This is a genomic window from Streptomyces sp. NPDC126503, assembly GCF_040302405.1.
GTDB classification, from domain to species: domain Bacteria; phylum Actinomycetota; class Actinomycetes; order Streptomycetales; family Streptomycetaceae; genus Streptomyces; species Streptomyces gulbargensis.
The window spans coordinates 1-23651 of sequence record NZ_JBEORS010000013.1 but is presented as its reverse complement, the minus strand read 5'-3'; the positions used below and the strand labels follow the sequence as shown (position 1 = coordinate 23651).

At 72.1% G+C, this 23651-nt stretch carries 26 protein-coding genes and 1 rRNA gene; 17 read left to right on the top strand and 10 right to left on the bottom strand.

Features of this window, described 5'->3' with window-relative positions; all coding sequences use genetic code 11:
- Positions 1 to 99 precede the first annotated feature (99 nt).
- The 3 genes from pstC to pstB are packed head-to-tail and all read left to right on the top strand — an operon-like array spanning position 100 to position 2946.
- Positions 100 to 1074: a phosphate ABC transporter permease subunit PstC gene (gene pstC / locus ABTY40_RS18270; RefSeq protein WP_352060449.1), complete on the top strand. Its 975-nt coding sequence runs from the start codon at positions 100 to 102 to the stop codon at positions 1072 to 1074.
- A complete protein-coding gene (pstA, locus tag ABTY40_RS18265; protein ID WP_352060448.1) occupies positions 1071 to 2144 on the top strand; it encodes a phosphate ABC transporter permease PstA in 1074 nt (357 codons plus the stop codon). Before pstC ends, pstA begins: the two co-directional genes overlap by 4 nt.
- A gap of 25 nt (positions 2145 to 2169) precedes the next feature.
- A complete protein-coding gene (pstB, locus tag ABTY40_RS18260; protein ID WP_309049555.1) occupies positions 2170 to 2946 on the top strand; it encodes a phosphate ABC transporter ATP-binding protein PstB in 777 nt (258 codons plus the stop codon).
- Between the two features lie 331 nt (positions 2947 to 3277).
- Here pstB and ABTY40_RS18255 read toward each other — a convergent pair whose 3' ends face one another.
- Together ABTY40_RS18255 and ABTY40_RS18250 are read right to left on the bottom strand one after the other, a co-directional pair.
- Positions 3278 to 4276 carry an inorganic phosphate transporter gene (locus ABTY40_RS18255; protein WP_345278958.1) on the bottom strand — a complete coding sequence of 333 codons (999 nt, stop codon included), beginning with the start codon at positions 4274 to 4276 and terminating at the stop codon, positions 3278 to 3280.
- Between the two features lie 5 nt (positions 4277 to 4281).
- Entirely contained in the window at positions 4282 to 4902 is a 621-nt protein-coding gene (locus ABTY40_RS18250; protein WP_309049553.1) for a DUF47 domain-containing protein, read from the bottom strand.
- 192 nt (positions 4903 to 5094) lie between these two features.
- Between ABTY40_RS18250 and ABTY40_RS18245 the strand changes: the two genes are divergently transcribed.
- Complete coding sequence (locus tag ABTY40_RS18245) at positions 5095 to 5472, top strand: metal-sensitive transcriptional regulator (protein WP_352060447.1); 378 nt, start codon at positions 5095 to 5097, stop codon at positions 5470 to 5472.
- Positions 5473 to 5506: 34 nt separating this feature from the next.
- Here ABTY40_RS18245 and ABTY40_RS18240 read toward each other — a convergent pair whose 3' ends face one another.
- Both ABTY40_RS18240 and ABTY40_RS18235 read right to left on the bottom strand, forming a co-directional pair.
- Positions 5507 to 5698, bottom strand: coding sequence for a hypothetical protein (locus ABTY40_RS18240; RefSeq protein WP_352060446.1), 192 nt, complete (start codon positions 5696 to 5698; stop codon positions 5507 to 5509).
- A 130-nt stretch (positions 5699 to 5828) separates the two neighbouring features.
- Complete coding sequence (locus ABTY40_RS18235; protein WP_352060445.1) at positions 5829 to 6668, bottom strand: SCO4651 family lipoprotein; 840 nt, start codon at positions 6666 to 6668, stop codon at positions 5829 to 5831.
- Between the two features lie 131 nt (positions 6669 to 6799).
- Here ABTY40_RS18235 and ABTY40_RS18230 point away from each other — a divergent pair, with 131 nt between their 5' ends.
- The gene (locus tag ABTY40_RS18230; protein ID WP_345278965.1) at positions 6800 to 6994 is read left to right on the top strand and encodes a hypothetical protein; all 195 of its coding nucleotides are present in this window, start codon (positions 6800 to 6802) and stop codon (positions 6992 to 6994) included.
- 22 nt (positions 6995 to 7016) lie between these two features.
- Here ABTY40_RS18230 and ABTY40_RS18225 read toward each other — a convergent pair whose 3' ends face one another.
- The 3 genes from ABTY40_RS18225 to ABTY40_RS18215 form a co-directional block, all read right to left on the bottom strand.
- Positions 7017 to 7733 (bottom strand): phosphatase PAP2 family protein, encoded by a 717-nt coding sequence (locus tag ABTY40_RS18225; RefSeq protein WP_352060444.1) that lies wholly within the window; start codon positions 7731 to 7733, stop codon positions 7017 to 7019.
- A 222-nt stretch (positions 7734 to 7955) separates the two neighbouring features.
- Positions 7956 to 8957: a C40 family peptidase gene (locus ABTY40_RS18220; protein WP_345279053.1), complete on the bottom strand. Its 1002-nt coding sequence runs from the start codon at positions 8955 to 8957 to the stop codon at positions 7956 to 7958.
- Between the two features lie 237 nt (positions 8958 to 9194).
- The gene (locus ABTY40_RS18215) at positions 9195 to 10118 is read right to left on the bottom strand and encodes an NAD(P)-dependent oxidoreductase (protein ID WP_352060443.1); all 924 of its coding nucleotides are present in this window, start codon (positions 10116 to 10118) and stop codon (positions 9195 to 9197) included.
- 138 nt (positions 10119 to 10256) lie between these two features.
- Between ABTY40_RS18215 and ABTY40_RS18210 the strand changes: the two genes are divergently transcribed.
- From ABTY40_RS18210 to ABTY40_RS18180, 7 genes are all read left to right on the top strand, one after another.
- A complete protein-coding gene (locus tag ABTY40_RS18210) occupies positions 10257 to 10838 on the top strand; it encodes a TetR/AcrR family transcriptional regulator (protein ID WP_352060442.1) in 582 nt (193 codons plus the stop codon).
- A gap of 261 nt (positions 10839 to 11099) precedes the next feature.
- The gene (locus ABTY40_RS18205; RefSeq protein WP_024757447.1) at positions 11100 to 11408 is read left to right on the top strand and encodes a DUF8827 family protein; all 309 of its coding nucleotides are present in this window, start codon (positions 11100 to 11102) and stop codon (positions 11406 to 11408) included.
- A 113-nt stretch (positions 11409 to 11521) separates the two neighbouring features.
- Positions 11522 to 12367, top strand: coding sequence for a DUF8175 domain-containg protein (locus tag ABTY40_RS18200; protein WP_352060441.1), 846 nt, complete (start codon positions 11522 to 11524; stop codon positions 12365 to 12367).
- Positions 12357 to 13700: a hypothetical protein gene (locus ABTY40_RS18195; protein ID WP_352060440.1), complete on the top strand. Its 1344-nt coding sequence runs from the start codon at positions 12357 to 12359 to the stop codon at positions 13698 to 13700. Before ABTY40_RS18200 ends, ABTY40_RS18195 begins: the two co-directional genes overlap by 11 nt.
- Positions 13697 to 15250: an SCO6880 family protein gene (locus ABTY40_RS18190; protein ID WP_352060439.1), complete on the top strand. Its 1554-nt coding sequence runs from the start codon at positions 13697 to 13699 to the stop codon at positions 15248 to 15250. The genes ABTY40_RS18195 and ABTY40_RS18190 overlap by 4 nt, the downstream gene beginning before the upstream one ends.
- Positions 15251 to 15270: 20 nt before the next feature.
- Positions 15271 to 16671, top strand: coding sequence for an ATP-binding protein (locus ABTY40_RS18185; RefSeq protein WP_352060438.1), 1401 nt, complete (start codon positions 15271 to 15273; stop codon positions 16669 to 16671).
- Complete coding sequence (locus ABTY40_RS18180; protein WP_352060437.1) at positions 16672 to 18237, top strand: type IV secretory system conjugative DNA transfer family protein; 1566 nt, start codon at positions 16672 to 16674, stop codon at positions 18235 to 18237.
- On the opposite strand, the gene ABTY40_RS18175 is transcribed toward ABTY40_RS18180, so the two are convergent.
- Positions 18227 to 18676: a YybH family protein gene (locus tag ABTY40_RS18175; RefSeq protein ID WP_352060436.1), complete on the bottom strand. Its 450-nt coding sequence runs from the start codon at positions 18674 to 18676 to the stop codon at positions 18227 to 18229. The genes ABTY40_RS18180 and ABTY40_RS18175 overlap by 11 nt on opposite strands.
- Positions 18677 to 18738: 62 nt before the next feature.
- Between ABTY40_RS18175 and ABTY40_RS18170 the strand changes: the two genes are divergently transcribed.
- Positions 18739 to 19158, top strand: a complete 420-nt coding sequence (locus tag ABTY40_RS18170; RefSeq protein ID WP_352060435.1) for a winged helix-turn-helix transcriptional regulator — start codon at positions 18739 to 18741, stop codon at positions 19156 to 19158.
- Here the strand turns inward: ABTY40_RS18170 and ABTY40_RS18165 are convergent.
- On the bottom strand, positions 19155 to 19718 hold the full coding sequence (locus tag ABTY40_RS18165; protein WP_345278986.1) for a GNAT family N-acetyltransferase: 564 nt from the start codon (positions 19716 to 19718) through the stop codon (positions 19155 to 19157). The genes ABTY40_RS18170 and ABTY40_RS18165 overlap by 4 nt on opposite strands.
- Before the next feature lie 127 nt (positions 19719 to 19845).
- On the opposite strand from ABTY40_RS18165, the gene ABTY40_RS18160 reads away from it, so the two are divergent.
- From ABTY40_RS18160 to ABTY40_RS18145, 4 genes are read left to right on the top strand one after another with little or no spacing between them, the layout of a single operon-like run.
- The gene (locus ABTY40_RS18160; protein WP_352060434.1) at positions 19846 to 20760 is read left to right on the top strand and encodes an ABC transporter ATP-binding protein; all 915 of its coding nucleotides are present in this window, start codon (positions 19846 to 19848) and stop codon (positions 20758 to 20760) included.
- On the top strand, positions 20757 to 21515 hold the full coding sequence (locus tag ABTY40_RS18155; protein ID WP_352060433.1) for an ABC transporter permease: 759 nt from the start codon (positions 20757 to 20759) through the stop codon (positions 21513 to 21515). Before ABTY40_RS18160 ends, ABTY40_RS18155 begins: the two co-directional genes overlap by 4 nt.
- 13 nt (positions 21516 to 21528) lie before the next feature.
- Positions 21529 to 22785: a sensor histidine kinase gene (locus ABTY40_RS18150; protein WP_352060432.1), complete on the top strand. Its 1257-nt coding sequence runs from the start codon at positions 21529 to 21531 to the stop codon at positions 22783 to 22785.
- Complete coding sequence (locus tag ABTY40_RS18145; RefSeq protein WP_352060431.1) at positions 22782 to 23450, top strand: response regulator; 669 nt, start codon at positions 22782 to 22784, stop codon at positions 23448 to 23450. The genes ABTY40_RS18150 and ABTY40_RS18145 overlap by 4 nt, the downstream gene beginning before the upstream one ends.
- Positions 23451 to 23558: 108 nt before the next feature.
- Here the strand turns inward: ABTY40_RS18145 and rrf are convergent.
- Positions 23559 to 23651, bottom strand: a 5S ribosomal RNA gene (gene rrf / locus ABTY40_RS18140); the annotation flags it as partial.

Here is a 23651-nt window from a genome sequence, read left to right as displayed (position 1 = left end):
GGCGGCCCCTCACCTCCCGTGGAGGGGCCGCCCCCGGCATCCGGTGCACCGCCGCCAGGAGCCGTACACCCGTACCGGCCCCGCAGACCGGAGAAGCCGATGGCTACCACCACACCCGACATCCCCAGGAGCCGGCGCCCCAAGGGCGCGGCCCGCCCCGGAGACCGCATCTTCAGCGGCCTCTCCCGGGGCTCCGGCATCACGCTCCTCGTGATCATGGCCGCGATCGCGGTCTTCCTCACCTACCGCGCCGTCCTCGCGATATCCCAGGACAGCACCAACTTCTTCACCACCTTCGAGTGGAACCCGGCCGGGAACCCGCCGGTCTTCGGCATCGCCGTCCTCGCCTTCGGCACGGTCGTCTCCTCGATCGTCGCGATGGTCATCGCCGTACCGATCGCCATCGGCATCGCGCTGTTCATCTCGCACTACGCGCCGCGCAAGCTGGCCAAGCCGCTCGCGTACGTGGTGGACCTGCTCGCCGCCGTGCCCAGCATCATCTACGGCCTCTGGGGCGCGATCTTCCTCGTCCCGTACCTCGACGGCCTCAACCAGTGGCTCGACACGTACCTGGGCTGGACGTACATCTTCGACAAGTCCAGCGACGGCGTCGCCCGCAACCTCTTCACCGTGGGCATCCTGCTGGCGATCATGATCCTCCCGATCATCACCAACGTGACCCGCGAGGTCTTCCTCCAGGTCCCGAAGATGCACGAGGAGGCCGCCCTCGCCCTCGGCGCCACGCGCTGGGAGGTCATCCGCATGTCGGTGCTGCCCTTCGGCCGCTCCGGCATCATCTCCGCCTCCATGCTCGGCCTCGGCCGCGCGCTCGGAGAGACCATGGCCGTCGCCGTCGTCCTCTCCCCCAGCTTCCTCATCTCGGGCCACCTGCTCGACCCGGGCGGCGGCACTTTCGCCCAGAACATCGCCGCGAAGTTCAACGAGGCCGACGAATTCGGCCGGGACGCCCTGATCGCCTCCGGTCTCGTCCTCTTCGCCATCACCCTGCTGGTCAACGGCGCGGCCCGGTGGATCATCGGCCGCCGCAAGGAGTACTCGGGGGCAGCGGCATGAGCCACGCCATTCAGGAACGTCCGGTCGCCGTGACCCCGCGCCGCGGAACCCTCGCCCACGCCCGCCTCCCGCGCTGGACGCCCGCCGCCGTCGCGGCCGGCTCCATCGCCGCCAGCATCGGCATCGGCGCGGGCGCCGGCTGGCACAGCAAGATCCAGTGGGGTCTGATCGCGGCGCTGGTCTTCGTCGCCGCCACCTACGCGATCACCTCCAAGGTGGAGGGCTCCCGGCAGGCCAAGGACCGCGTCGCCACCAGCCTCGTCTGGGTCTGCTTCGTCCTCGCCGTCGTCCCGCTGCTCTCCCTCGCCTGGGTCACGGTCAGCAAGGGCATCACCGTCCTCGACGGCTACTTCCTCACCCACTCGATGAACGGCGTCCTCGACGCCGAGGCCGGCGGCGGCGTCTACCACGCCCTCCTCGGCACCGTCGAGCAGGTCGGCATCGCGACCCTGATCGCCGCGCCGATCGGCCTCCTCACCGCCGTCTACCTCGTCGAGTACGGCGGCGGAAAGCTGGCCCAGGCCGTCACCTTCTTCGTCGACGTCATGACGGGCATCCCGTCGATCGTCGCGGGCCTCTTCATCCTCGCCACCTGGAACCTGATGCTGGGCTTCGGCCCCTCCGGGTTCGCCGGCGCGATGGCCCTCGCGATCCTGATGATGCCGGTCGTCGTCCGCTCCACCGAGGAGATGCTCAAGCTCGTCCCGAACGAGCTCCGCGAGGCCTCCCTCGCCCTCGGCATCCCGAAGTGGCGCACCATCCTGAAGGTGGTCCTGCCCACCGCGATCGGCGGCATCACCACGGGCGTCATGCTCGCGGTCGCCCGCATCACCGGTGAGACGGCCCCGGTCCTGCTCCTCGTGTTCGGTACGAAGCTCATCAACCCGAACCCCTTCGAAGGCGCCCAGTCCTCCCTGCCGCTCTACGTGTACGAGCAGTACGCGGTCGGCACCGACGCCGCCGTGGCCCGCGCCTGGGCCGCCGCGCTCGTCCTGATCGCCTTCGTCATGATCCTCAACCTGGTGGCCCGCGGCATCGCCCGCTGGAAGGCCCCGAAGACCGGCCGCTGACCGCGGTCGATTGGAAGTGATTCACATGGCCAAGCGGATCGACGTCAGCGGCCTCTCCGCCTACTACGGCACCCACAAGGCGATCGACGACATCTCCATGACCGTCGAGCCCCGCTCGGTGACGGCCTTCATCGGCCCCTCCGGCTGCGGCAAGTCCACCTTCCTGCGCACCCTGAACCGCATGCACGAGGTCACCCCGGGCGGCCGCGTCGAGGGCAAGGTGATGCTGGACGACGAGAACCTGTACGGCTCCCACGTCGACCCGGTGGCCGTCCGCCGCACGGTGGGCATGGTGTTCCAGCGCCCGAACCCCTTCCCCACCATGTCGATCTTCGACAACGTGGCGGCGGGCCTGCGGCTGAACGGCTCGTACAAGAAGTCCGAGCTCAACGACATCGTGGAGCGCTCCCTCAAGGGCGCGAACCTCTGGAACGAGGTCAAGGACCGCCTGAACAAGCCGGGCTCCGGCCTCTCCGGCGGCCAGCAGCAGCGTCTGTGCATCGCGCGGGCGATCGCGGTCGAGCCGGAGGTCCTGCTCATGGACGAGCCGTGCTCGGCCCTGGACCCGATCTCGACGCTCGCCATCGAGGACCTCATCGGCGAGCTGAAGGAGCGCTTCACGATCGTCATCGTGACGCACAACATGCAGCAGGCGGCGCGCGTCTCGGACCGGACGGCCTTCTTCAACCTGGCGGCCGTCGGCCAGCCCGGCAAGCTGATCGAGCTGGACGACACGGAGCGCATCTTCTCCAACCCGAGCGTCCAGGCGACCGAGGACTACATCTCGGGCCGCTTCGGTTAGACCGACCTCCGTACGAGGTGACCACCCTGGGCCGGAAGCAACCACAACGCCCCCGGCCCGGGGCCACCACGTGCGGGGCAACCCCTTCCCCACGAGTGAACCCACCCCCGGGAGCAACCACAACGCCCCCGGCCCGGGGTCACCACGTGCGGGGCAACCCCTTCCCCACGAGTGAACCCACCCCCGGGAGCCACCACAACGCCCCCGGCCCCGGGCCACCACGTGCGGGGCAAGTTCGTCTGCGGTGCTGCATGGCGGTGCCACCGTACGACGAAGGGCCCGGCTCCCCCAGGGGAGCCGGGCCCGACCATGTTCCGGCCCGCCGTGGCCGTCAGCCGAAGACCAGTTTGACCACGAAGTAGCTCACCGCGGCGACCGCCGCCGCCGCCGGCATGGTGATGAACCAGCCGAGGATGATGTTCTTGGCGACACCCCACCGCACCGCGTTGACCCGCTTCGTCGCGCCCACGCCCATGATCGCGGAGGTGATGACGTGCGTGGTCGAGATCGGCGCGTGGAAGAGGAACGCCGAGCCGAACATGATCGACGCGCCGGTGGTCTCCGCCGCGAAGCCCTGCGGCGGGTCCAGCTCGATGATCTTGCGGCCGAGCGTCCGCATGATGCGCCAGCCGCCCGCGTACGTACCGAGCGACAGCATCACCGCACAGGCGATCTTGACCCACACCGGGATCTCGTCACCGGACTGCTGGACGTCGGCGATGACCAGGGCCATCACCACGATGCCCATCGTCTTCTGCGCGTCCTGGAGACCGTGACCGAGGGCCATGCCGGCCGCCGAGACGGTCTGGGCGATGCGGAAGCCGCGCTTGGCCTTGTGCGGGTTGACCCGGCGGAAGATCCACATGATGGCGCACATCACCAGGTAGCCGGCCACGAGGCCGACGACCGGCGAGATGAACATCGGGATGACGACCTTCTCGAGCACCCCGGACCAGATGACCTCGGTCCCGCCGGCCAGCGCCGCGCCCACCATGCCGCCGAACAGGGCGTGGGAGGAGGAGGACGGCAGTCCGAAGTACCAGGTGACGAGGTTCCAGATGATCGCGCCGACGAGCGCGGCGAAGAGGATGCCCATCCCCTTGTCGCCGACGGGGGTGGCGATCAGCCCCTCGCTGACGGTCTTGGCGACGCCCTGCCCGAGGAAGGCGCCGACGAGGTTCATCACCGCCGCCATCGCGAGCGCCGCCCGGGGCGTCAGGGCCCGGGTCGACACCGAGGTCGCGATGGCGTTGGCGGAGTCGTGGAAGCCGTTCGTATACGTGAAGCCGAGCGCGACACCGATGGTCACGATCAGAGCGAAGGTGTCCACGAAGCTCAGGACTCCTTGACCGCGATGGTCTCCACCGTGTTCGCCACGTGCTCGAAGGCGTCGGCCGCCTCCTCCAGCACATCCACGATCTGCTTCAGCTTGAGCACCTCGATGGCGTCGTACTTGCCGTTGAAGAGGTGGGCGAGCAGCTTGCGGTGGATCTGGTCCGCCTGGTTCTCCAGCCGGTTGACCTCGATCCAGTACTCGGTGAGGTGGGACATCGTCCGCAGGTTGGGCATGGCCTCGGCGGTCAGCTCCGCCGCCCGGGCCAGGACCTCGATCTGCTGCTCGACGCCCTTGGGGAGTTCCTCGACGTTGTAGAGGACGACCAGGTCGACGGCCTCCTCCATGAAGTCCATGATGTCGTCGAGGCAGGAGGCCAGCGAGTAGATGTCCTCGCGGTCGAAGGGCGTGATGAACGAGGAGTTCAGCTGGTGGAAGATCGCGTGGGTGGCGTCGTCACCGGCGTGCTCCGCTGCCCGCATCCGCTCCGCGATCTCGCCCCGGGCGGAAGGCTCCGCCCCGAGCAGTTCCATCAGGAGCTTCGAGCCCGTGACGATGTTGTCCGCGGACGCGGCGAACATGTCGTAGAAGCTCGTCTCCCTGGGGGTCAGACGAAAGCGCACGTGGGGTCCTCGGGGTGCTGGGTTTCGGTCAGGCTGATGCTAGGCGCATCATCCGGCCACGGCTAACCGGCGTCTCTCAGTGTCGCCCATCAGGCACAGTGATCTGCACGTGCCCCCGCCCGGATCGGCGGGGATCGGTACCATATACCCACGAGGGGTATACGCCCCCTTAACGGACAGCGGGAGGACGCGATGACGACCACCGAGACGGACCAGGTCACCCCCGAGACCGTCGAGGCCGTCCAGGCCGTCGAGGCGGCCGGCCACGCCCAGACCGACCACGCGCACGGGGTCCACGGCTACCACAAGCAGAAGGACGAGCACCTGAAGCGGCTGCGCCGCATCGAGGGGCAGATCCGCGGCCTGCAGCGGATGGTGGACGAGGACGTCTACTGCATCGACATACTCACGCAGGTCAGCGCGTCCACGAAGGCGCTCCAGTCCTTCGCCCTGCAGCTCCTGGAGGAGCACCTGCGGCACTGCGTCGCGGACGCGGCGGCGACCGGCGAGGGCGTCGACGAGAAGGTCGAGGAGGCGACGAAGGCGATCGCCCGGATGCTGCGGACCTGAGACGGGTCCCGGCGCCCGCTCCGTGGGCTGCGGGTCAGCGGCCGCGCGGACCGCGTTCGGCCCCGACCCGCAGCACCTCGTCGATGCGGTCGGGGCTGAGCCGCTCCCCGTCGGCGGTGGCTGCGGCGATCATCAGCTCACCGCAGAGTTCTATCTCGGCGAGGGCCACGCACTCCGGGTCCGGGGATGCGGTCGCGTTCGCTGTCGCTGTACCGGGCGGGGCCACGCGCCATCACCTCTTCCTGCCGGAGTCGGTATCCCAGCGTAGGGAGCGCGCCACACAGCGCGCATGACACGTCCGGACCATTTGCCGATGGTCCGCACCATGGCCCGGTGACCGGGCCCCGGCGGTCGGTTCAGGCCTTGATCTTCCCGGCGTAGATGTCCTCGCGGTCGGGCAGCGTGACCTCGACGGCGGTGCCGAATCCGTACAGAAGGGTGGTCGACGCGACCGCGACCGTACGGCCCTGGTTGCTGAAGCTGAACTGGTGGCGGACCTTCCGCAGCCGCCCTTCCGCGTCCAGGTACGCGTCGAACGGAACCGTGTCCGTGGCGAACCCCCGCGCCGCCGCGGCCAGGGCCCCGCGCAGGTGCGGCGAGGCCGCGCGGGCGGCCTGCGCGAGGTCGGCGACACCTCGGTAGTGGCCGACTTTCACCCCCGCGAGGTCGGTCTCGCCGAGGTACGTGACGTCCCGGGCGCCCCGCAGCAGCTCGGCCGCCGCGCCGGGGTCGGTGGCGCCGCCCGTGACGAGGTTGCCGTCCTCCAGGGTGGTCGTGTCCACGCGGACCCACTTGTCGGCGGGGACGCCCGCCCCCCGGTTCTTCATGTAGAGCGCGCCGGGGGTGAGGAGTTCGGTGATCGGCCGGTGCTCGCTCGCCCCGGCCGCGGCGTGCGGGAGCACCACCTGGAGCCGGCCTGTGCGGCGCCGGAAGTCGTAGCCGCCCTCGCCGCGGATGGTGACCCGGGTCCCGCCGGTGGCCATTTCCATGGAGGTGGTGGCCTTGGCACTGCCGGCCTTCGTCAGGACGTCGGCGGCGTTCCGTACCGTCCGGGCCGGGTCGGGCACCGGCTTCGGGTCGACGGAGGCGGCGCACCCGGCGAGCGCCGTGGCGCCGAGGGAGCCGACCAGGGCCGCGGTGGCGGCGAGGCTCCCGCTCCCGTGCCCGCGCGGGCGCCCGTACCGCTGCTCCACCATCGCCTGTCAACCCCCAACGCCTCACCGCTGTTTGCCCGGGCCCCGCGCTTCCCCGGGGCCTGTGGATCCGGGGATTCCCGATCCGCATAACGACGGCACCGGCGACCCGTCACGCGCAGTACGGTGGTGGGGTGCACGAGCAGTCCCCGCATGAGACGACCACGACGGAGCGCGGCGCGTTCGCGCTGGCGCGCTGCGCCTGCGGCTGGACGGGTCCGGCGCGCAGATCCCGGGACCGCGCCCGTACGGACGCCGCCGACCACCTCCGTACGGCGTCCGGCGCCCCGTGCCCGGCCCCTGCGGGCCCGGCGGAGTCCCTCGGCTAGTTCCCGCGTGCCGGGAGGGCGTTCAGGCGGCCAGGTCGCTGTGACCGGTGGCCGGGCCGCCGATCCGGGGTTCCGGGATGCCGACCGTCTCCGCCCGGTGCGGGTTCACCGCACGCCGGGAGCGGACGAGGCGGGAGCACCGGCCGGAGCGGGCCACGGCGGAGACGACGGGCGTCAGGAGCGCGAGGGCGACCGGGGCGAGGAGCAGCGCCACGGCCGTGCCGAGGGCGAAGCCGCCGATGACGTCGGTCGGGTAGTGGACGCCCATGTAGACGCGGGCGAAGCCCTCGGCGAGGGCCAGCCCGATGGCGGCGAGGCCGAAGCGGCGGTCGGCGACGAAGAGGGCGACGCCGAGCGCCATGGCGAGGGTGGCGTGGTCGCTGACGAAGGAGAAGTCGGTCTTGCCGTCGACGAGGACTTCGAGGTTCTTGTGGTCCTTGAAGGGCCGGGGGCGTTCGACGAAGTCGCGGATGGGGATGTTGACGAGGAGCGCGATGCCGGCGGCGAGGGGGGCCCAGACGATGCCGGCCACGGCCGTGACGGAGTCGGCGGGGGTGCCGCGCCGGCGGGCGCTCCACCAGCACCAGAGCACGACGAGGACCGTGCCGAGCAGGAGGCCGTACTCGCCGACGAAGCCCATGACCCGGTCGAACCACGGCGGGGCGGTCTTCGCCAGCCCGTTGATGTCGTGGAGCAGGCTGACATCGGGGTTCGAAGCGTCCGATGCGAGTCCAGCCATTGCTGCGGCCCCTTGCTCTCGTGTCTGGTTTCCAACCCCCGTGGTCAGAGCGGTCGGATCAGGGAACGAACCGCCTGAGGCTCACGTTCCGCTGTCTCCGGTGGATCATGCCGACGTTATCGAAGAGTGACGGTCCGCCGCAGCTCAGGGGCCCCGTCCGACGGAGAGTTCCAGCCATGTCCGGTACGCCCCGGGCGGTGTCCGACGCTCCGTCCGTTCCGCTCACGGCTGCGCGGGACGGGTGGGCAGCGCGGCGGCGCCGTCCGCGGTGACACGGGTGGCGCCGAAGTAGTCCGGGGTGTCGATCCTGTCGAAGCGGATCACCGCGCCGGTGCGCGGGGCGTTGATCATGTAGCCGCCGCCGACGTAGATGCCGACGTGCCGGATGGCCCGCGAATTGGTCAGGTCGTCGGAGAAGAACACCAGGTCGCCGGGGAGCAGTTCGTCGCGGCCGGGATGCGGGCCGGCGTTGTACTGGTCGTTGGCGACGCGCGGCAAATGGATGCCGACGCTCGCGTACGCGGCCTGGGAGAGACCCGAGCAGTCGAACCGGCCGCCCTGTTCGGCCGTGCCCGTACCGCCCCACAGATAGGGGGTGCCGAGCTTCTGCTGGGCGTAGTAGATGGCTCCGGCGGCCTGCTTGGAGGGGGAGACGCGGCCGGTGGGGCGGGCGAAGCTCTTCTCCAGCGAGCGGATGATCCGGACATAGTTCTGGGTTTCCCTGTACGGCGGCACTCCGCGGTACTGGATGACCCGGTAGGCGCCCGCGTTGTACGCGGCCAGCATGTTGTTCGCCGGGTCGCCGGGGACCTTCTTCACGTAGCCGGCGAGCGCGCAGTCGTACGAGGCGGCCGAGGGAATGGCGTCCTGCGGGTCCCAGATGTCGCGGTCGCCGTCACCGTCGCCGTCGATGCCGTGGCTCGCCCAGGTGCCGGGGATGAACTGGGCGATGCCGCGGGCGTTGGCGGGGGAGACGGCCCGGGGGTTCCAGCCGCTCTCCTGGTAGAGCTGGGCGGCGAGCAGGGCCGGGTTGATGGCGGGACAGAGGTTGCCCCAGCGCTGCACGAGTCCCTGGTAGAGGGCGGGGACGGCGCCCTTGGCCAGGGACACGGTGCCGTTCTTGCCGCTGCCGGCGCCGCCGAGGAGTCCGGCGGCGGCGGAGTACGTGCCGACGACGAGCAGCAGGAGGAAGCCGAGGCACAGGCCGAAGACCCCGCCGGCCATCAGCCACGCCCGGCCCGCCCCGCCCGCCCTGCCCGCCTTACGCACCGTCAACCACCCCTCGGCTCCCGGCAGTACGTTCCGGGGCGCCAGTCTAGGGCGGGAGGGGACTTCGCGGGACGGTGCGCGACACGCGGTCGCGGCGGGAGACGGGGCGGCGGGGGCGCACCGGGCGCTCGGGCGGGGGCACGCGGCACGTGGCCGGGGCACGTGCCGGGGCCGCACCCCGGCCCGCTCCTGTCACTGCTTCCTGAGGACCTCCACCAGGCTGGAGCTGCTGTCGCCGCCCCGGCCCGCCTCGACCCCGCGCCGGAACAGTTCGACGACGGCGGCCGGCAGGGTGCCGTCCACGCCCGCGTCGGTGACGGTGTGCAGGACGTGCTCGGTGCTGGCCAGGCCCATGGTGAGCCGGTCCACGTCCCCGGCGTGGTTGCCCGCGTCCACCCGGGGCGCGTAGAAGTCGAGGAACCGGCCGAGGTCGAGGGCGCCGTGGGCGTAGGGCAGGAGCTCGGCGGCGCTGATGCCGTGGGCGCCGGCGACGGCGAGCGCCTGCCAGTAACCGGAGAGCGCGGTCCAGAACATGACCATGTTGAGCTGGTAGTACAGCGCGGCGAGGCCCGGGTCCTCGCCCCGGTGGTCGGTCTTGCCGGTGATGACCGAAAGGGTCTCCCGGTGGGCCTCGAAGGTGTCCAGGGGGCCGCTGTAGAAGGTGGCGGACTCCGGGTCGCCGACGCCGGACGGCGGCACGAGCACGCCGCCGGTGAGCTGGACGGCACCGCGCTCGGCCAGCCAGGCGGCTCCCTCGCGGGCGCGCTCCGGGGTGTCGGAGCTGAGGTTGACGATCACCCGGCCCTTGAACGCGGCGGGGTCGACGGTGCCGAGGATGCCGTGGACGGCGTCGTAGTCGGTGAGGCTGAGGACGACGACCTCATTGGCGGCGATGGCCTCCTCCGGGCCGGCCGCGAGGACGGCGCCCCTGTTCACCAGCTCCTCGGCGCGGCTCGCGGTGCGGTTCCAGACGGTCACCGCATACCCCCGGTCGAGGTAGGCGGCGGCCATGGCGCGGCCCATGGGGCCGAGGCCGATGACGGTGACGGAGTGGCTGTTCTGCGGGCTCGTCTGCACGGGGTACCCCCATCGGTGGGCGTGGGCGCGAAGGCCCACGCGGACGGACACACGGAGCCGGACGGAGCCCGGCCCGTGAGTGAGGCGGACTAAAACGAACGCTCTACTCAGTGCTCGCACCGACCGTAGCACGTTCTAAAACGAGCGCTCTACTCAATCGATCGGTAGACTCTCCCCATGCAGACGCGGACCAGCAGCAGCACGCGCGACCGGATCGTCGTCGCCGCCTCACGCCTCATCCAGCGTCAGGGCTACGTCGGCACCGGCATCAAACAGATCGCCCAGGAGGCGGACGCCACCCTCGGCTCCGTCTACCACTTCTTCCCGGGCGGCAAGGAGGCGGTCGCCGTCGCCGCCATGGAGCACGGCCGCGAGGAGTTCACCGACCTCCTGCGCTCCGCCCTCGACGCCGAGCGCGACCCCGCCGCCGCCGTGGACGCCTGCGCCCGCGCCCTGGCCGACGCGCTCCGCGCCTCCGACTGGACCGAGGGCTGCCCCGTCACCGCCGCCGCGCTGGAGACCCTCGGCGAGGAGAACCCCATCCAGCAGGCCTGCGCCACCGCCTACCGCTCCTGGCAGAACCTCGTCGCCGAGAAGCTCCTCGACTGCGGCCTCCCCGCCCCCGAGGCGCGCGACCTGTCCGTCACCGTCATCAGCACCCTCGAAGGCGCCGAGGTGACCGCCCAGGTCACCCGCACCGCGGCCCCCCTCCTCCTGGCGGGACGTCACCTCGCGCGCCTGATCGCCTCGTACGCCTGACGCCGCCCCAAGAGTGCAACAACGACAATCATTGCCCGGAGTCACCCCCCGTGATACACAGAGTGACCGTACGCTTCTTCGCGTGAGCCCGACCGCACAGCCGCAGGTCAAGACGGTCAGATCGGTCAGATGTGCGGGGATCGGGTAAAGAGAGCCGCCAAGCCGTCACACGCAGGCGGTTTCATCGGCGAAGATAGGGCGATGACCCATGCCGTCCGGCAGGGGCAGCAGCTAACTACCCATACAGGGGCGGTGAGTTACATGTACCTGGCGGCTGAAAAGGGCGACATCACCACCATCATCGGTGGAATCGCCCCCAACTGGGGACCCTTCGGGAGCCTCGGCAACGAAGCCAAAGTGATGATCGAGGTCGTGATGGCCGTGGCCATCCTGCTCTGCCTCGGCATCGCCATCTGGGGAGCGGCCAAGCAGCGCATCGGCGCGACCGCGCTCCGCGACACGTTCAGCGCGGAACAGGGCAAGGGCCTGATCGTGGCCGGCCTCACCGGCGTCTTCATCATCGGGTCACTGGGAACGCTGTTCACCATCGTGTACGGGATGGCCGTCTGACCGACCGTCGGACCCCGCACCCGTCCTCCGAGGCCTGCTGAAATGCGTTCCCTGATGCCCAGTCATGTTGCAGCACTGTCGTACCCGCGAACGAGTGAGGGGGCGTACCCGGCATGAGCCTCGGCGACGAGCACGACGGCTTCGGCGGCGTGGGCGGCTCGGGCCAGACCCGTACCCGCCTGCCCGAGGGCAACAGCGGTGACGTCTACGGCGGCGCCCGCCGCCCCGTACGGAGCTCCCGCTCCCTCGTCACGGTCGTGGGCGTGGTGGTCCTGCTCATCGCCGCCATCGCCTTCGCCAACCGCGGCGACGGCGACCACGCGGACACGGCCCCCACCGCCGGCACCGCCGCCCCCCGCGGCGACGCCGGCGCCCCCACGGCCGCGACGGGCGTCCGCCCGGTCACCGCCAAGAACGGCACGATCCCGACGGGCTTCGCGCACGACGAGCAGGGGGCGCAGAGCGCGGCGGCGAATTACGCGGTGGCGCTCGTCTCGGCGGACATCCTGAAGCCGGATCACCGCCGGGAGATCGTCCGGCAGGTCTTCGCCCCCGACAAGGCGGATGCTCTCGCGGCGAGCCTCGACAAGGCCTACAGCGGCGAGTTCCTCGAGAAGCTCGGCCTCGACGCTCAGGGCAATGCCGCACCCGGCATGACCTACGTGTCCCGTACCGCTCCGGTCGGCACCAAGGTCACCGCCTTCTCCACCGACACGGCCACCGTCGAGGTCTGGTGCACCGGGGTGTTCGGCACCGCGGGCGTGAGCTCCACGAACCCGGTGACGAACGACTGGTTCACCATGACGCTCGCCCTGCGCTGGGTCGGTGGTGACTGGAAGGTCGAGAGCTTCTCCCAGAAGGAAGGCCCGGCGCCCGTGCACACCGACCGCACCGCCTCCGATGCCGAAGCCATCACCAAGGCCGTCCAGGAGTTCGGGGGCTTCACCTATGCCCGCTAGCCTTCGCCCATCCCTGCGGATCGCCGGCGCCCTCGCCGGCCTGCAGGCTGCGGCCGTACTGTTCGCGACGCGCGCCTACGCCGACCCCACACCTCCCGCCAGCCCGTCGGCGACGCCGTCGCCGAGCCCGTCCGGTGCCGGGGACTGCGACCTCATCGTCGGACCCGCCCGCGACTACTGCGAAACCGGCCAGCCCAGCGGCACCCGCGCCCCCGTCGCCGACCCCGCCGCCACGCTCGACCCGCTGTCGTCGCTCGCGCGCGGCTGCGCCGACGCCGCCGTGAAGATCATCGACGAGCTGTCCTCCGCCGTGAAGGAGACCGCCGACGTCGACTTCACCAACATGGAGTTCCTCGGCCGCTACGCCATCGTCTTCGCCGCCGCCACCTTCCTCACCCTCCTCCTCTGGCTCCTCGCCGTCGCCAAGCGCGCCATCCGCGGCGTCCCCCTCACCACCGCGATCTCCGAGGCCATCGGCTTCCTCTGGCTGACCGTCCTCGCCTCCGCCTTCACCCCGCTGATCCTCTACACGGTCGTCAACGCCACCGACGCCGTCACCGAGGTCATCGCCTCCGGCACCGGCCGGCAGACCGACGTCTTCTTCGGCAGCTTCAAGGAGGCCCTGCAGAAGGGCGACAGCATCGGGGGCGGCCCCATCATGCTGATCATCGTCTCGCTGGTGACCGTCCTCGCCGCCGGCGTGCTCTACCTGGAGCTGTTCCTCCGCGCCGTCCTGCTCTACGTCGGCGCGCTCCTCGGTGTCGTCGTCTACGCGGGGCTCGTGGACAAGAACATGTGGGGCCACGTCCGCCGCTGGGCCGGCATCATGATCGCGGTGATCCTGGTCAAACCGGTCATCGTGATCGTCCTGGGCCTGGCCGGCGCGCTCTCCTCCGACACCGGCCCGAACGCCTTCTCCGCCGTCGTCTCCGGCCTCGCGATCATCCTCCTGGCCATCTTCGCCTCCGCGATGATCTACCGCTTCGTGCCCGGCTTCGGCGACGAGATCGTCGCCTCCCGCAACAACCGCCTGCACCGCGCCGGCGAGAACGCCGCCGCCGCCGTCATCTCCTCCCCCGCCTCCCTCGTCTCCCAGGGCATCAAGACCCACAGCACCCGCGACAGCGGCGGCGGCGCGCCCGCCCAGGCCACCGCCGCCCGCGCCGCCAACCCGCTCGCCGGCGGCGTCGCCGCCCACAGCAGCCGCGGCGGCGAGGCCCGGGGCGCCGGCGGCGGGGGCGCGGCCGGCGCCACGCCCCCGCCCCGTAGCAGCAGCCCCACCGCAGGAACCCCGCACAGCAACCGCAAGCACTCTGGAGGTGGAGGGCGTTGACGACCCAGTCCCAGCCGGTCGCGCCCCGCCGCACGTATCTCATCGGCCGTGCCCGGCCGAACGCGATCGTCGGCAAGAACCGGGAGACCGGTGAGATCGCCCTGATCATCGCCGGCGCCTTCCTCGGCATGATTAGCGGCCTCCTCGTCCCCCTCCTCCCGCTCCGCATCGCGCTCCTCGCCGGCCTCCCCATGCTCGCGCTCGCCGCCGTGTACGTGCCGTACAAGCACCGCACCTTCTACAAGTGGTTCGAGATCAACCGCAGCTACAAGCGGATGCTCAAGCGCGGCACCGCCTACCGTTCCGGCGTCGCCGAGGCCGGCACCCGCCTCGACGGCCGCGAGGTCGAGGTCGGCCCGCCGCCCGGCATCGGCCGCGTCGGCTGGCTCTCCGCCCCCTTCGGCCCCGACGAGATCGCCGTCCTCCTCCACGCCGACCGCCGCACCGTCACCGCCGCCATCGAGATCGAGGGCCCCGGCGTCGGCCTGCGCGACAGCGAGGACCAGGAGGCCCTGGTCGACCGGTTCGGCACCCTCCTCAAGCACGTGGCCAACGGCGACGGCTTCGTCACCCGCCTCCAGATGCTGGCCCGCACCCTCCCCGCCGACCCCGACGCCCACGCCAAGGACGTCGGCCAGCGCGGTGACCCGCACGCGCCCGCCTGGCTCCGCGAGTCCTACGAGCAGCTCCAGTCGATGGTCTCCACCTCCAGCGAGCAGCACCGCGCCTACCTCGTGGCCTGCATGCACTACACGCGCGAACTGGCCGCCGAGGCCAACGCCATGGCCCGCGCCGCCCGCCACGCCTCCGGCGCCCGCCGCCTCGACCGCGACGCCGGCCTCGCCGTCGTCATGGCCCGCGAACTCACCGACATCTGCGCCCGCCTCGCCGAGGCCGACATCCGCGTGCGCCAGCCCCTCGGCCAGTCCCGCCTGGCCTCCCTCGTCCACTCCATGTACGACCCGGACCACCCCATCGACCACATCCAGGCCATGACCAAGCGCAACGCCTGGCCCGCCGAACTGGACGCGATGGAACCGACGTACCTCCAGGCGAAGACCCGCGAGTCCTCCACCCGCGCCCCCTGGTGCCACGCCACCGCCTGGATCAAGGAGTGGCCGATGACCCCGGTCGGCGTGAACTTCCTCGCCCCGCTCCTCGTCCACACCCCCGACGTCATCCGCACGGTCGCCGTCACCATGGACCTGGAGCCCACGGAGGTCGCCATCGAGCGCATGCTCACCGAGAAGACCAACGACGAGGCCGACGCCAGCCGCGCCGCGAAGATGAACCGCACCGTCGACCCGCGCGACATCGCCGCCCACGGCCGGCTCGACCAGCGGGGTGAGGACCTCGCCAGCGGCGCGGCCGGGGTGAACCTCGTCGGGTACATCACCGTGTCGTCGCGTTCGCCCGAGGCCCTCGCCCGGGACAAGCGCACGATCAGGGCCTCCGCCGGCAAGTCGTACCTGAAACTGGAGTGGTGCGACCGCGAGCACCACCGGGCCTTTGTGAACACTCTGCCGTTCGCGACCGGCATCCGCCGCTAGGGCCGAAGGGGCACAGACCGATGCGAGATCCGCTGTCCGTCCTCACCGAAGCCTTCACCTCCTTCCTCTTCGGGAAGGTGGAGACGACCCGCCTGCCCGTCCGCACCTCCACCGGGCAGGCCCAGGCCGTCTACCTGCCGACCGCCGCGCCCGGCCTCGGTGACTCCGGCGTGATCATCGGCCGCGAGGTCTACAGCGGCAAGGGGTACATCTACGACCCCTTCCAGCTGTACGGCCAGCAGCTCCCCGCCCCGCACTGGCTGGTCCTCGGCGAGTCCGGCAACGGCAAGTCGGCCCTCGAGAAGACGTACGTGCTCCGCCAGTTGCGCTTCCGCGACCGGCAGGTCGTCGTACTCGACGCCCAGGGCGAGGACGGCGTCGGCGAGTGGAACCTCATCGCCCAGGAGCTGGGGATAACCCCCATCCGCCTGGACCCGATGGTCGCCAACGACGCCGGTATCCGCCTCAACCCGCTCGACCCCTCGATCACCACGACGGGGCAGCTCGCCCTGCTCCGTACGATCATCGAGGTGGCGATGGGCCACGGCCTCGACGAGCGCTCCGGTTTCGCGCTCAAGGTCGCCCACGCCCACGTCAACGAGCACATCACCGACCGCCAGCCGATCCTCACCGACATCGTGGAGCGGCTGCGCCACCCGGAGCCGGAGTCGGCGGAGGCGATGAACGTCGACAGGGACGACGTACGGGCCTGGGGCCTGGACGTCGCGCTCGTCCTCGACCGGCTCGTCGACGGCGACCTGCGCGGCATGTTCGACGGCCCGACGACCGTCGGCATCGACCTCGACGCGCCCCTGATCGTCTTCGACCTCTCCCACATCGACCGCAACTCCATCGCCATGCCCATCCTCATGGCGATCGTCGGCGTCTGGCTGGAACACACCTGGATCCGCCCCGACCGGAAGAAGCGCATCTTCCTGGTCGAGGAGGCCTGGCACATCATCAACAGCCCGTTCGTGGCGCAGCTGTTCCAGCGGCTGCTCAAGTTCGGCCGCCGGCTCGGCCTCAGCTTCGTCGCCGTCGTCCACCACCTCTCCGACGTCGTGGACGGGGCGGCCGCCAAGGAGGCCGCGGCGATCCTCAAGATGGCGTCCACCCGCACGATCTACGCCCAGAAGGCGGACGAGGCCCGCAACACCGGGCGGGTCCTCGGTCTGCCCCGGTGGGCCGTCGAGATCATCCCGACCCTCACCCCCGGCATCGCCGTCTGGGACGTCAACGGCAACGTGCAGGTGGTCAAACACCTCATCACCGAGAAGGAACGGCCCCTCGTCTACACCGACCGCGCCATGACCGAGTCGTCCGGCCCCCCCACCGACCCCGAGCTGGAATGGGAGACGGAGCAGCGGGCGATCCTCATCGAGCAGCAGATGAACGGCTCGTCCCAGTCGACGGTGGCCTAGATGGAGCGGGTACGGAAGGAGGGGGGCGTCTCCGACGGGCTGCTGCTGAGCCTGTTCGCCCTGCTCCTCGGCCTCACGGTCCTGGTCTGGTCGGCGACCGGCCTGTCGGGCCTCCTCGCGCACGGCGGCTGGCCGGACGGGGTCGTCTTCACCCGCACCCCGTCGGCCCTGCGTTCCCTCGCCACCGCCCCGACGGACCTCGCGGCGGCCTGGCCCGGCACCCCGCCGGGCGAGCTGTCGGGGTACGGGCTGTTCTGGGGCCTGGTGATCGGCGAGGCGATGATCCTGGCCGTCCTGGCGGTCTTCGTCCTGGGCACGCTCGCCCGCTGGCGCGCGGTCCGCGCCCACCGGAAGCAGGGCCGGTACGACTCCGGTACGGCTCCGGCGGCCGGGCCGGCCGTACGGGAGACGGCCCCGGCGCCCGCCCCGGCACGGGGGCCCGCGCCCCCGGCACCCCGGCGCCCGGCGGAGGCGGCACCGGCCCCCGAGCCGACCCCGGCGCCGCCTCCCGCCGCCCCCCTGGCGGGCACCGCCCCCCGCGCGGAACCGGCCCCGTACGGGACCGCCGCGGAACCGGCCCCCTCCGGAACCCCCGCGATCCCCCCGGTTCCCGCGGCACCCGCCCCGGCCCCCTCCCCCGCCCCCCGGCGCCTGGTCTACGGCCCGCCCGAGGCCCGCCGCCCGCTCGCCGTCCAGGCGATCCGGGACGCCGACGGCCCGGTCCTCGTCGTCACCTCGGACCCCACCGTGTGGGCCGACACCAAGGACGCCCGCGGCAAGCTCGGCCCCGTCCTCGTCCACGACACCGGCCACCTCTGCGACACCCCCGGCCGCCTCCACTGGTCCCCCTGCGAGGGCTGCGAGGACCCGGACACGGCGCAGGCGCGGGCCGTCGCGCTGCTCGCCCCCGTCCGCCCCCACTCCCGCCTGGACGCGGCCACCGCCGACACCGCCGAAACCCTCCTGCGCTGCTGGCTGCACGCCGCGGCCGTCGACGGCCGCCCCTTCCGGCAGGTCCACCGCTGGGCCCAGGGGACCGGCGCCCACGAACCCGTACGGATCCTCCGCAGCCACCCCAAGGCCGCCTCCGGCCACGCGGGCCTGCTCGAAGCGGCCCTCACCGCCCACCCCGAAAGCCGCCGCCTCGCCCAGGAACTGACGGCCCGTGCGCTCGGCGCGCTGTCCTCCGTCCACATCCGCGAGGCCTGCACCCCGAACCGAACGGATTCGCTGGCCCTGGCATCTTTCCTCGCCGAAGGGGGCACCCTCTATGTGGTGGGTGAACCGCGCGAGGACCCCCGCACCCACCCCGGCGCGATGCCGGTCCTCACGGCCCTCGCCGCAAGCGTGGTCGAGCACGGCCGCCGCATGGCCGCACGGTCATCCGACGGTCGGCTCGACCCACCACTCACCCTCGTCCTCGAGGACGTGGCGGCCGTGGCACCGATCCCCCGCCTCCCGGACCTCCTGGCCACCGGCCACACCCACGGCCTCCCCACCCTCGCGCTCCTCCGTTCCCCCGAACAGGCCCGTGCGCGCTGGCCGGAGGACGCCCTCACCCCCTGAGCCCGCCCGCGCCCGGCAGGGCGTCCGGCGACGCGTCCGGGAGGGCGCCCGGCCGCGGCCCGAAGGGGTTGTCGATGACGTACCGCCACCGCCCGTCCGCCCCCCGCCGCACCACATCCGTGGCGGTCCCCCCGAAGCGCACGGCCGCGCCGTCGCGGCCCGGACCCTCGACGGCCCAGTCCACGACGAGCAACGCCAGATCCCCGTTGCGGTACGTCTGCCGGGGCCGCACCACGATCGGTACGCCCAGCTCCCGCAGCCGTCCGTTGGCCGCGTGCAGCGCGGCCCCGGACACCGCCTCCCCGGGGCGGACGGCCAGCACCGCCGACTCCTCGTAGACCTCGGCGAGCAGCGCCGCGTCGCCGCTGTTGAACCGCTCCGCGAACACCGCGGGCACGTCCTCGGGGCGGGTCGCCAGCTCACGCAGCCACACAGACATGATCGACAGCCGTCCTTCCGTGCCGGGACAATCGGACACCCGACACGCTAGGAGACGCTTCCGTGACTCACCGAACGGTTGGCCACCCGCCCGGCCTTCCCGACGACGCCCACGCCCGGGTCACCGCGCCCTCGCCGGACTGCCCGGTCGAGATCGCGCTCGCCGCCCTGCGCGGCCGGTGGACCACCCTGGTCGTCCGGGAACTGCTGCGCGGCGACCGCTCGTACACCGAACTCCGCCGGGCGCTCCCGACGCTCTCCGACAAGGTCCTGTCCGAGCGCCTCGCCCAGCTCGCCGCGGCGGGCGTCCTCACCCGCGACCGCCACCCCGGCTGGCCCCCGACCGTGCGCTACGCCCTCACCCCCCGCGGCCACCGTCTCGGCCCCGTCCTCCAGGCCCTCTGGAACTGGGGCGCGGACAGCCCGCCGGACGAACAGCCTGACCCGGATCCGAATCCGGGCCCGGCTCCGGCCCCCTCCTAGGCCCCCGGCCGCGGCAGCTCGTACTCCAGCTCGTGGGCGTCCGTGGCGCCCGGCAGCGCGACCGGGACACCGTCCGTCTCGAAGCCGATCCGCCGGTAGACCGCCCGGGCCCGCGCGTTGTCCACGTGCGCGTAGAGCCGTACGCGCTCGATCCGCGGGTCCGTCAGGGACCACGACCACTCCGCCGCCGTCGCGAACAGCGCGTCGATCACACCGGAGCCGCGCGCCTCGTCCCGTACGTACACGCCCACGACATGCGTCTGGTCGGTCTTCGGCACGTCCCCGAAATAGGTCTCCGTACCGGCCCGCTCCAGCAGCACCGTCGCCGTGCCGACCCACCGGCCGTCCGCCGCCTCGGCCACGAACTGGCGCACCGCGCCAGGCCCGTCCTCGGCCGCGTTCGCCGTCCGCTCCTTCCAGAAACTGTCGGGGCGCGCCAGGCCCTCCTCGTACGTCTCCAGGAAGGCCAGGTGCGCCAGGGGGTCGCGCAGGGCGGCCAGCCGCAGCTCCCGCACCTTCTCCCACTCGTCGGCGCGGACGACTCGCATCACATAATCCATGGCCTGATCTTTGCGGTCCCGCACTCCCTCGCACAAACGCATTGTCGTACCCGGGTACGACGCCCACCGCCCGGCTCCCGTCCTCGGGAGGACGTCCGGCGCCCGCCCGCTCCCTAGCGTCGGAGACATGATCCGCGCAGAGAACCTCACCAAGCGGTACGGCGACAGGACCGTCGTCCAGGACCTCGGCTTCACCGTCCGGCCCGGGGCCGTGACCGGCTTCCTCGGCCCCAACGGCGCCGGCAAGTCCACCACCCTCCGCATGATCCTCGGGCTCGACGCCCCCACCCGTGGCCGCGCCACCGTCGCCGGCCGCCCCTACGCCGCCCACCCGGCCCCGCTCACGCAGGTCGGCGCCCTCCTCGAAGCCCGCTCCGTGCACCCGGGCCGCACCGCCCGCCACCATCTGACCTCCCTCGCCCACACGCACGGCATCCCCCGCTCCCGAGTCGACCGGGTCCTCGCCCTCGCCGGCCTCACCGAAGCCGCCGACCGCCGCGTCAAGGGCTTCTCCCTCGGCATGGGCCGGCGACTCGGCATCGCCGCCGCCCTGCTCGGCGACCCGGCGGCCGTGATCCTCGACGAGCCGGTCAACGGCCTGGACCCGGAGGGCGTCCTCTGGATCCGCACGCTCCTCAGGTCCCTGGCCGCCGAAGGCCGTACCGTCCTCGTCTCCTCCCACCTGATGAGCGAGATGGCCCTCACCGCCGACCATCTGATCGTCATCGGACGGGGCCGGCTCCTCGCGGACACCACGGTCGAGGAGCTCGTACGGTCGGCCGGCGGCGCCACCGTGAAGGTCGTCACCCCCGAGCCCGGCCGACTGCGTTCCCTGCTCCCCTCGGCCCGGTTCACCGAGGAAACGCCCGGCACCCTCCTCGTCAGCGGCCCCGGCGCCCCCGAGATCGGCCGCACCGCCACCGCGCACGGCGTCCCGCTCCACGAACTCACCCCACACGCGCCCTCCCTGGAGCAGGCGTTCATGGACCTCACCCGCGACTCCGTCGAACACCAAGCCGAACACCTGGGAGCAGCAGCGTGATCACCCCCGCCCGCCTCGTCCGTTCCGAGTGGCACAAGCTGTGGACGGTCCGCTCCACCTGGATCACCGTCCTCTCCGCCGTCGCCCTCGTCCTCGCCGTCGGCGTCCTCATGGGCGCCACCTACACCTCGGGCGGCGGCGACTCCGACGTCGACACCGTCGTCCTCACCCTGTACGGCTCGCAGCTCGGCGCGGTCTGTCTCGCCGTCCTCGGCACCCTGGTCACGGCGGGCGAGTACGCCCACGGCCTGATCAGGGCCTCGCTCACCGCCGTCCCGCGCCGCCTCCCCGTCCTGTGGGCGAAGGCGGCCGTGTACACGGCGACGGTCCTCACCCTCTCCCTCGTCACCGCCGTGGTCACCTTCCTCACCGCGCAGGTCTTCCTCCACGACACCGACCAGGCCGCCTCCCTCACCGACGACGGCGTCCTGCGCGCCCTCGCGGGCAACGCGGCCGGTGTGACCCTCCTCGGCGTGATCGCCCTCGGTCTCGGCGCGGCGCTCCGCTCGGTCCCGGGCGCGCTCGGCGCGTTCGTCGGCGGGGTGCTGCTCCTGCCGGAGGTCCTCGGCATGCTTCCGTACGAGCCGGTGGAGACGGCACTCCGGTACTTCCCGACCCAGGCGGCCGGTGTCCTCGGCTCGGCGACTCCGCTCCCGGACGCCCCGTCACCGGGCGCCGCCCTGCTGGCGCTGACGCTGTGGGCGGCGGCGGCCCTGGCCGTACCGGCCTTCCTGCTCACGCGCCGGGACGTGTGAGGATGATGACGGCATGACCACCCGGACACCGGAGACGACGAGCGACGCCACGGGCCTGAGCGGGTACGTCCAGCGGGGGCTGTCCCGGGTGCGGGCGTTCGACGCCCGGCGGCCCTGGGTGTGGGACGCCGCCCTGACCCTCTTCTGGACCGCCGCCGCACTCGTGGACGCGGCCGGCGGCTGGCGGACGATCGCCCGCGATCCGTCGGTCCCGGTCTGGCTGGTCGTCACGGCGAGTCTCGCGCTCGCCCTGCCCCTGTACGGGCGGCGGCGCCGGCCGATGGCGGTGCTGGCGGTGATGGCCTGCGCGGCGCTGGTCAGCGACGGCTCGGGCGCCTTCCTCCAGGCCGGCTACCTCCAGCTGATCCCGGTGTTCCACCTGGCACTCGCCCGCCCGCCGCGCGCGCTCCTGTGGTCGGTGGCGCTGTTCCTGCCGCCGCTGGTGGTCGGTGCCGTCCGGTTCCCCCTGGGGGCGTGGGACCAGCGGGTCGTCCCGGTGGTGTGGGCGTACGCCCTGGTGGCCCTGCTCGGGATCGCGGTCCGTGCCCGCCGTGACCACACGGCGGCCCTGGTGGAGCGCGCCCGCCGCCTGGAGGTGGAGCGGGACCAGGAGGTCCGGCTGGCGGCGGCGGCCGAACGGGCCCGGATCGCCCGCGAGATGCACGACATCATCGGCCACAACCTGTCCGTCATCACGGGTCTGGCGGACGGCGGCCGGTACGCGGCGGCCAAGAGCCCGGAGCGTGCCGCCGAGGCCCTGGACGCGATCGGCTCGACGAGCCGACAGGCGCTGACGGAACTCCGCCGCCTTCTCGGGGTCCTGAGGACCGACGACGAGACGGCGGCCCGCGACCCGCAGCCGACCCTGGCCGACCTGGACGGTCTCCTGGCAGGGGTCCGCGAGGCCGGTCTGCCCGTACGTCTCGACCTGGCCCCGCCGACCGTGCCGGCGCCGTCCGAACTGTCCCCGGGCGTCCAGCTGACCCTCTACCGGGTGGTCCAGGAGGCCCTGACGAACACCCTGAAGCACGCGGGCCGCGGAGCCCGGGCCTCGGTCCTCCTCACGTACGCGACGCGGGAGGTACGGGTGGAGGTCACCGACACCGGTGGCCGCCGCGGGCCCGGGGCGGAGGCTCCGGGCACGGGCCAGGGTCTGACGGGAATGCGGGAGCGCGCGGCCCTCTACCACGGCACACTCGACTGCGGCCCGCTGCCGGACGGCGGCTGGCGGGTTCTGCTCCGTATCCCCCGGGAGGACACCCCCTCGTGACGACCGTTCTGATCGCGGACGACCAGCCGATGCAGCGCTTCGGCTTCCGCATGCTGCTGGAGAGCCAGGACGACCTGACGGTCGTCGGCGAGGCCGCGAACGGTACGGAGGCGGTCCGCCTCACCGACCGGCACCGCCCGGACGTGGTCCTGATGGACATCCGCATGCCGGGTTTGGACGGCATCGAGGCCACCCGCCGCATCGTCGCCGCCGGTGCCCGCACCCGCGTCCTGATCGTCACCACCTTCGACCTGGACGCGTACGCGTACGACGGCCTGCGCGCGGGCGCGAGCGGCTTCCTGGTGAAGGACGCCCAGCCGGAGGAACTCCTCGCCGGCATCCGGGCGGTGGCGAGCGGCGACGCGGTGGTGGCCCCGAGTCTGACCCGCCGCCTCCTGGACGCGTACGTGCATCATCTCCCGTCGGGCTCCCCGCCCCCGGCGCCGGAGGAGGACCCGCGTCTCGCACCGCTGACGGAGCGGGAGCGCGAGATCCTCACGGTCGTCGGCCAGGGCTGGACGAACACGGAGATCGCCGAGCGGCTGCATCTGGCCGAGTCGACGGTGAAGACCCACGTGGGCCGCATCCTCGCCAAGACGGGCGCCCGGGACCGCGTCCAGGCGGTGATCCTCGCCTACGACACCCACCTGGTCACGCCGGCCTGAACGGCAACAAAAAAGGGGCCCGTAGGGGCCCCTCACATGCCTCGAAAAAAGGCATCCGAACGCAGAAAAGCCCCGCACCAGAAGGTGCGGGGCTTCCCCACAATAATTGTTCGGCGGCGTCCTACTCTCCCACAGGGTCCCCCCTGCAGTACCATCGGCGCTGAAAGGCTTAGCTTCCGGGTTCGGAATGTAACCGGGCGT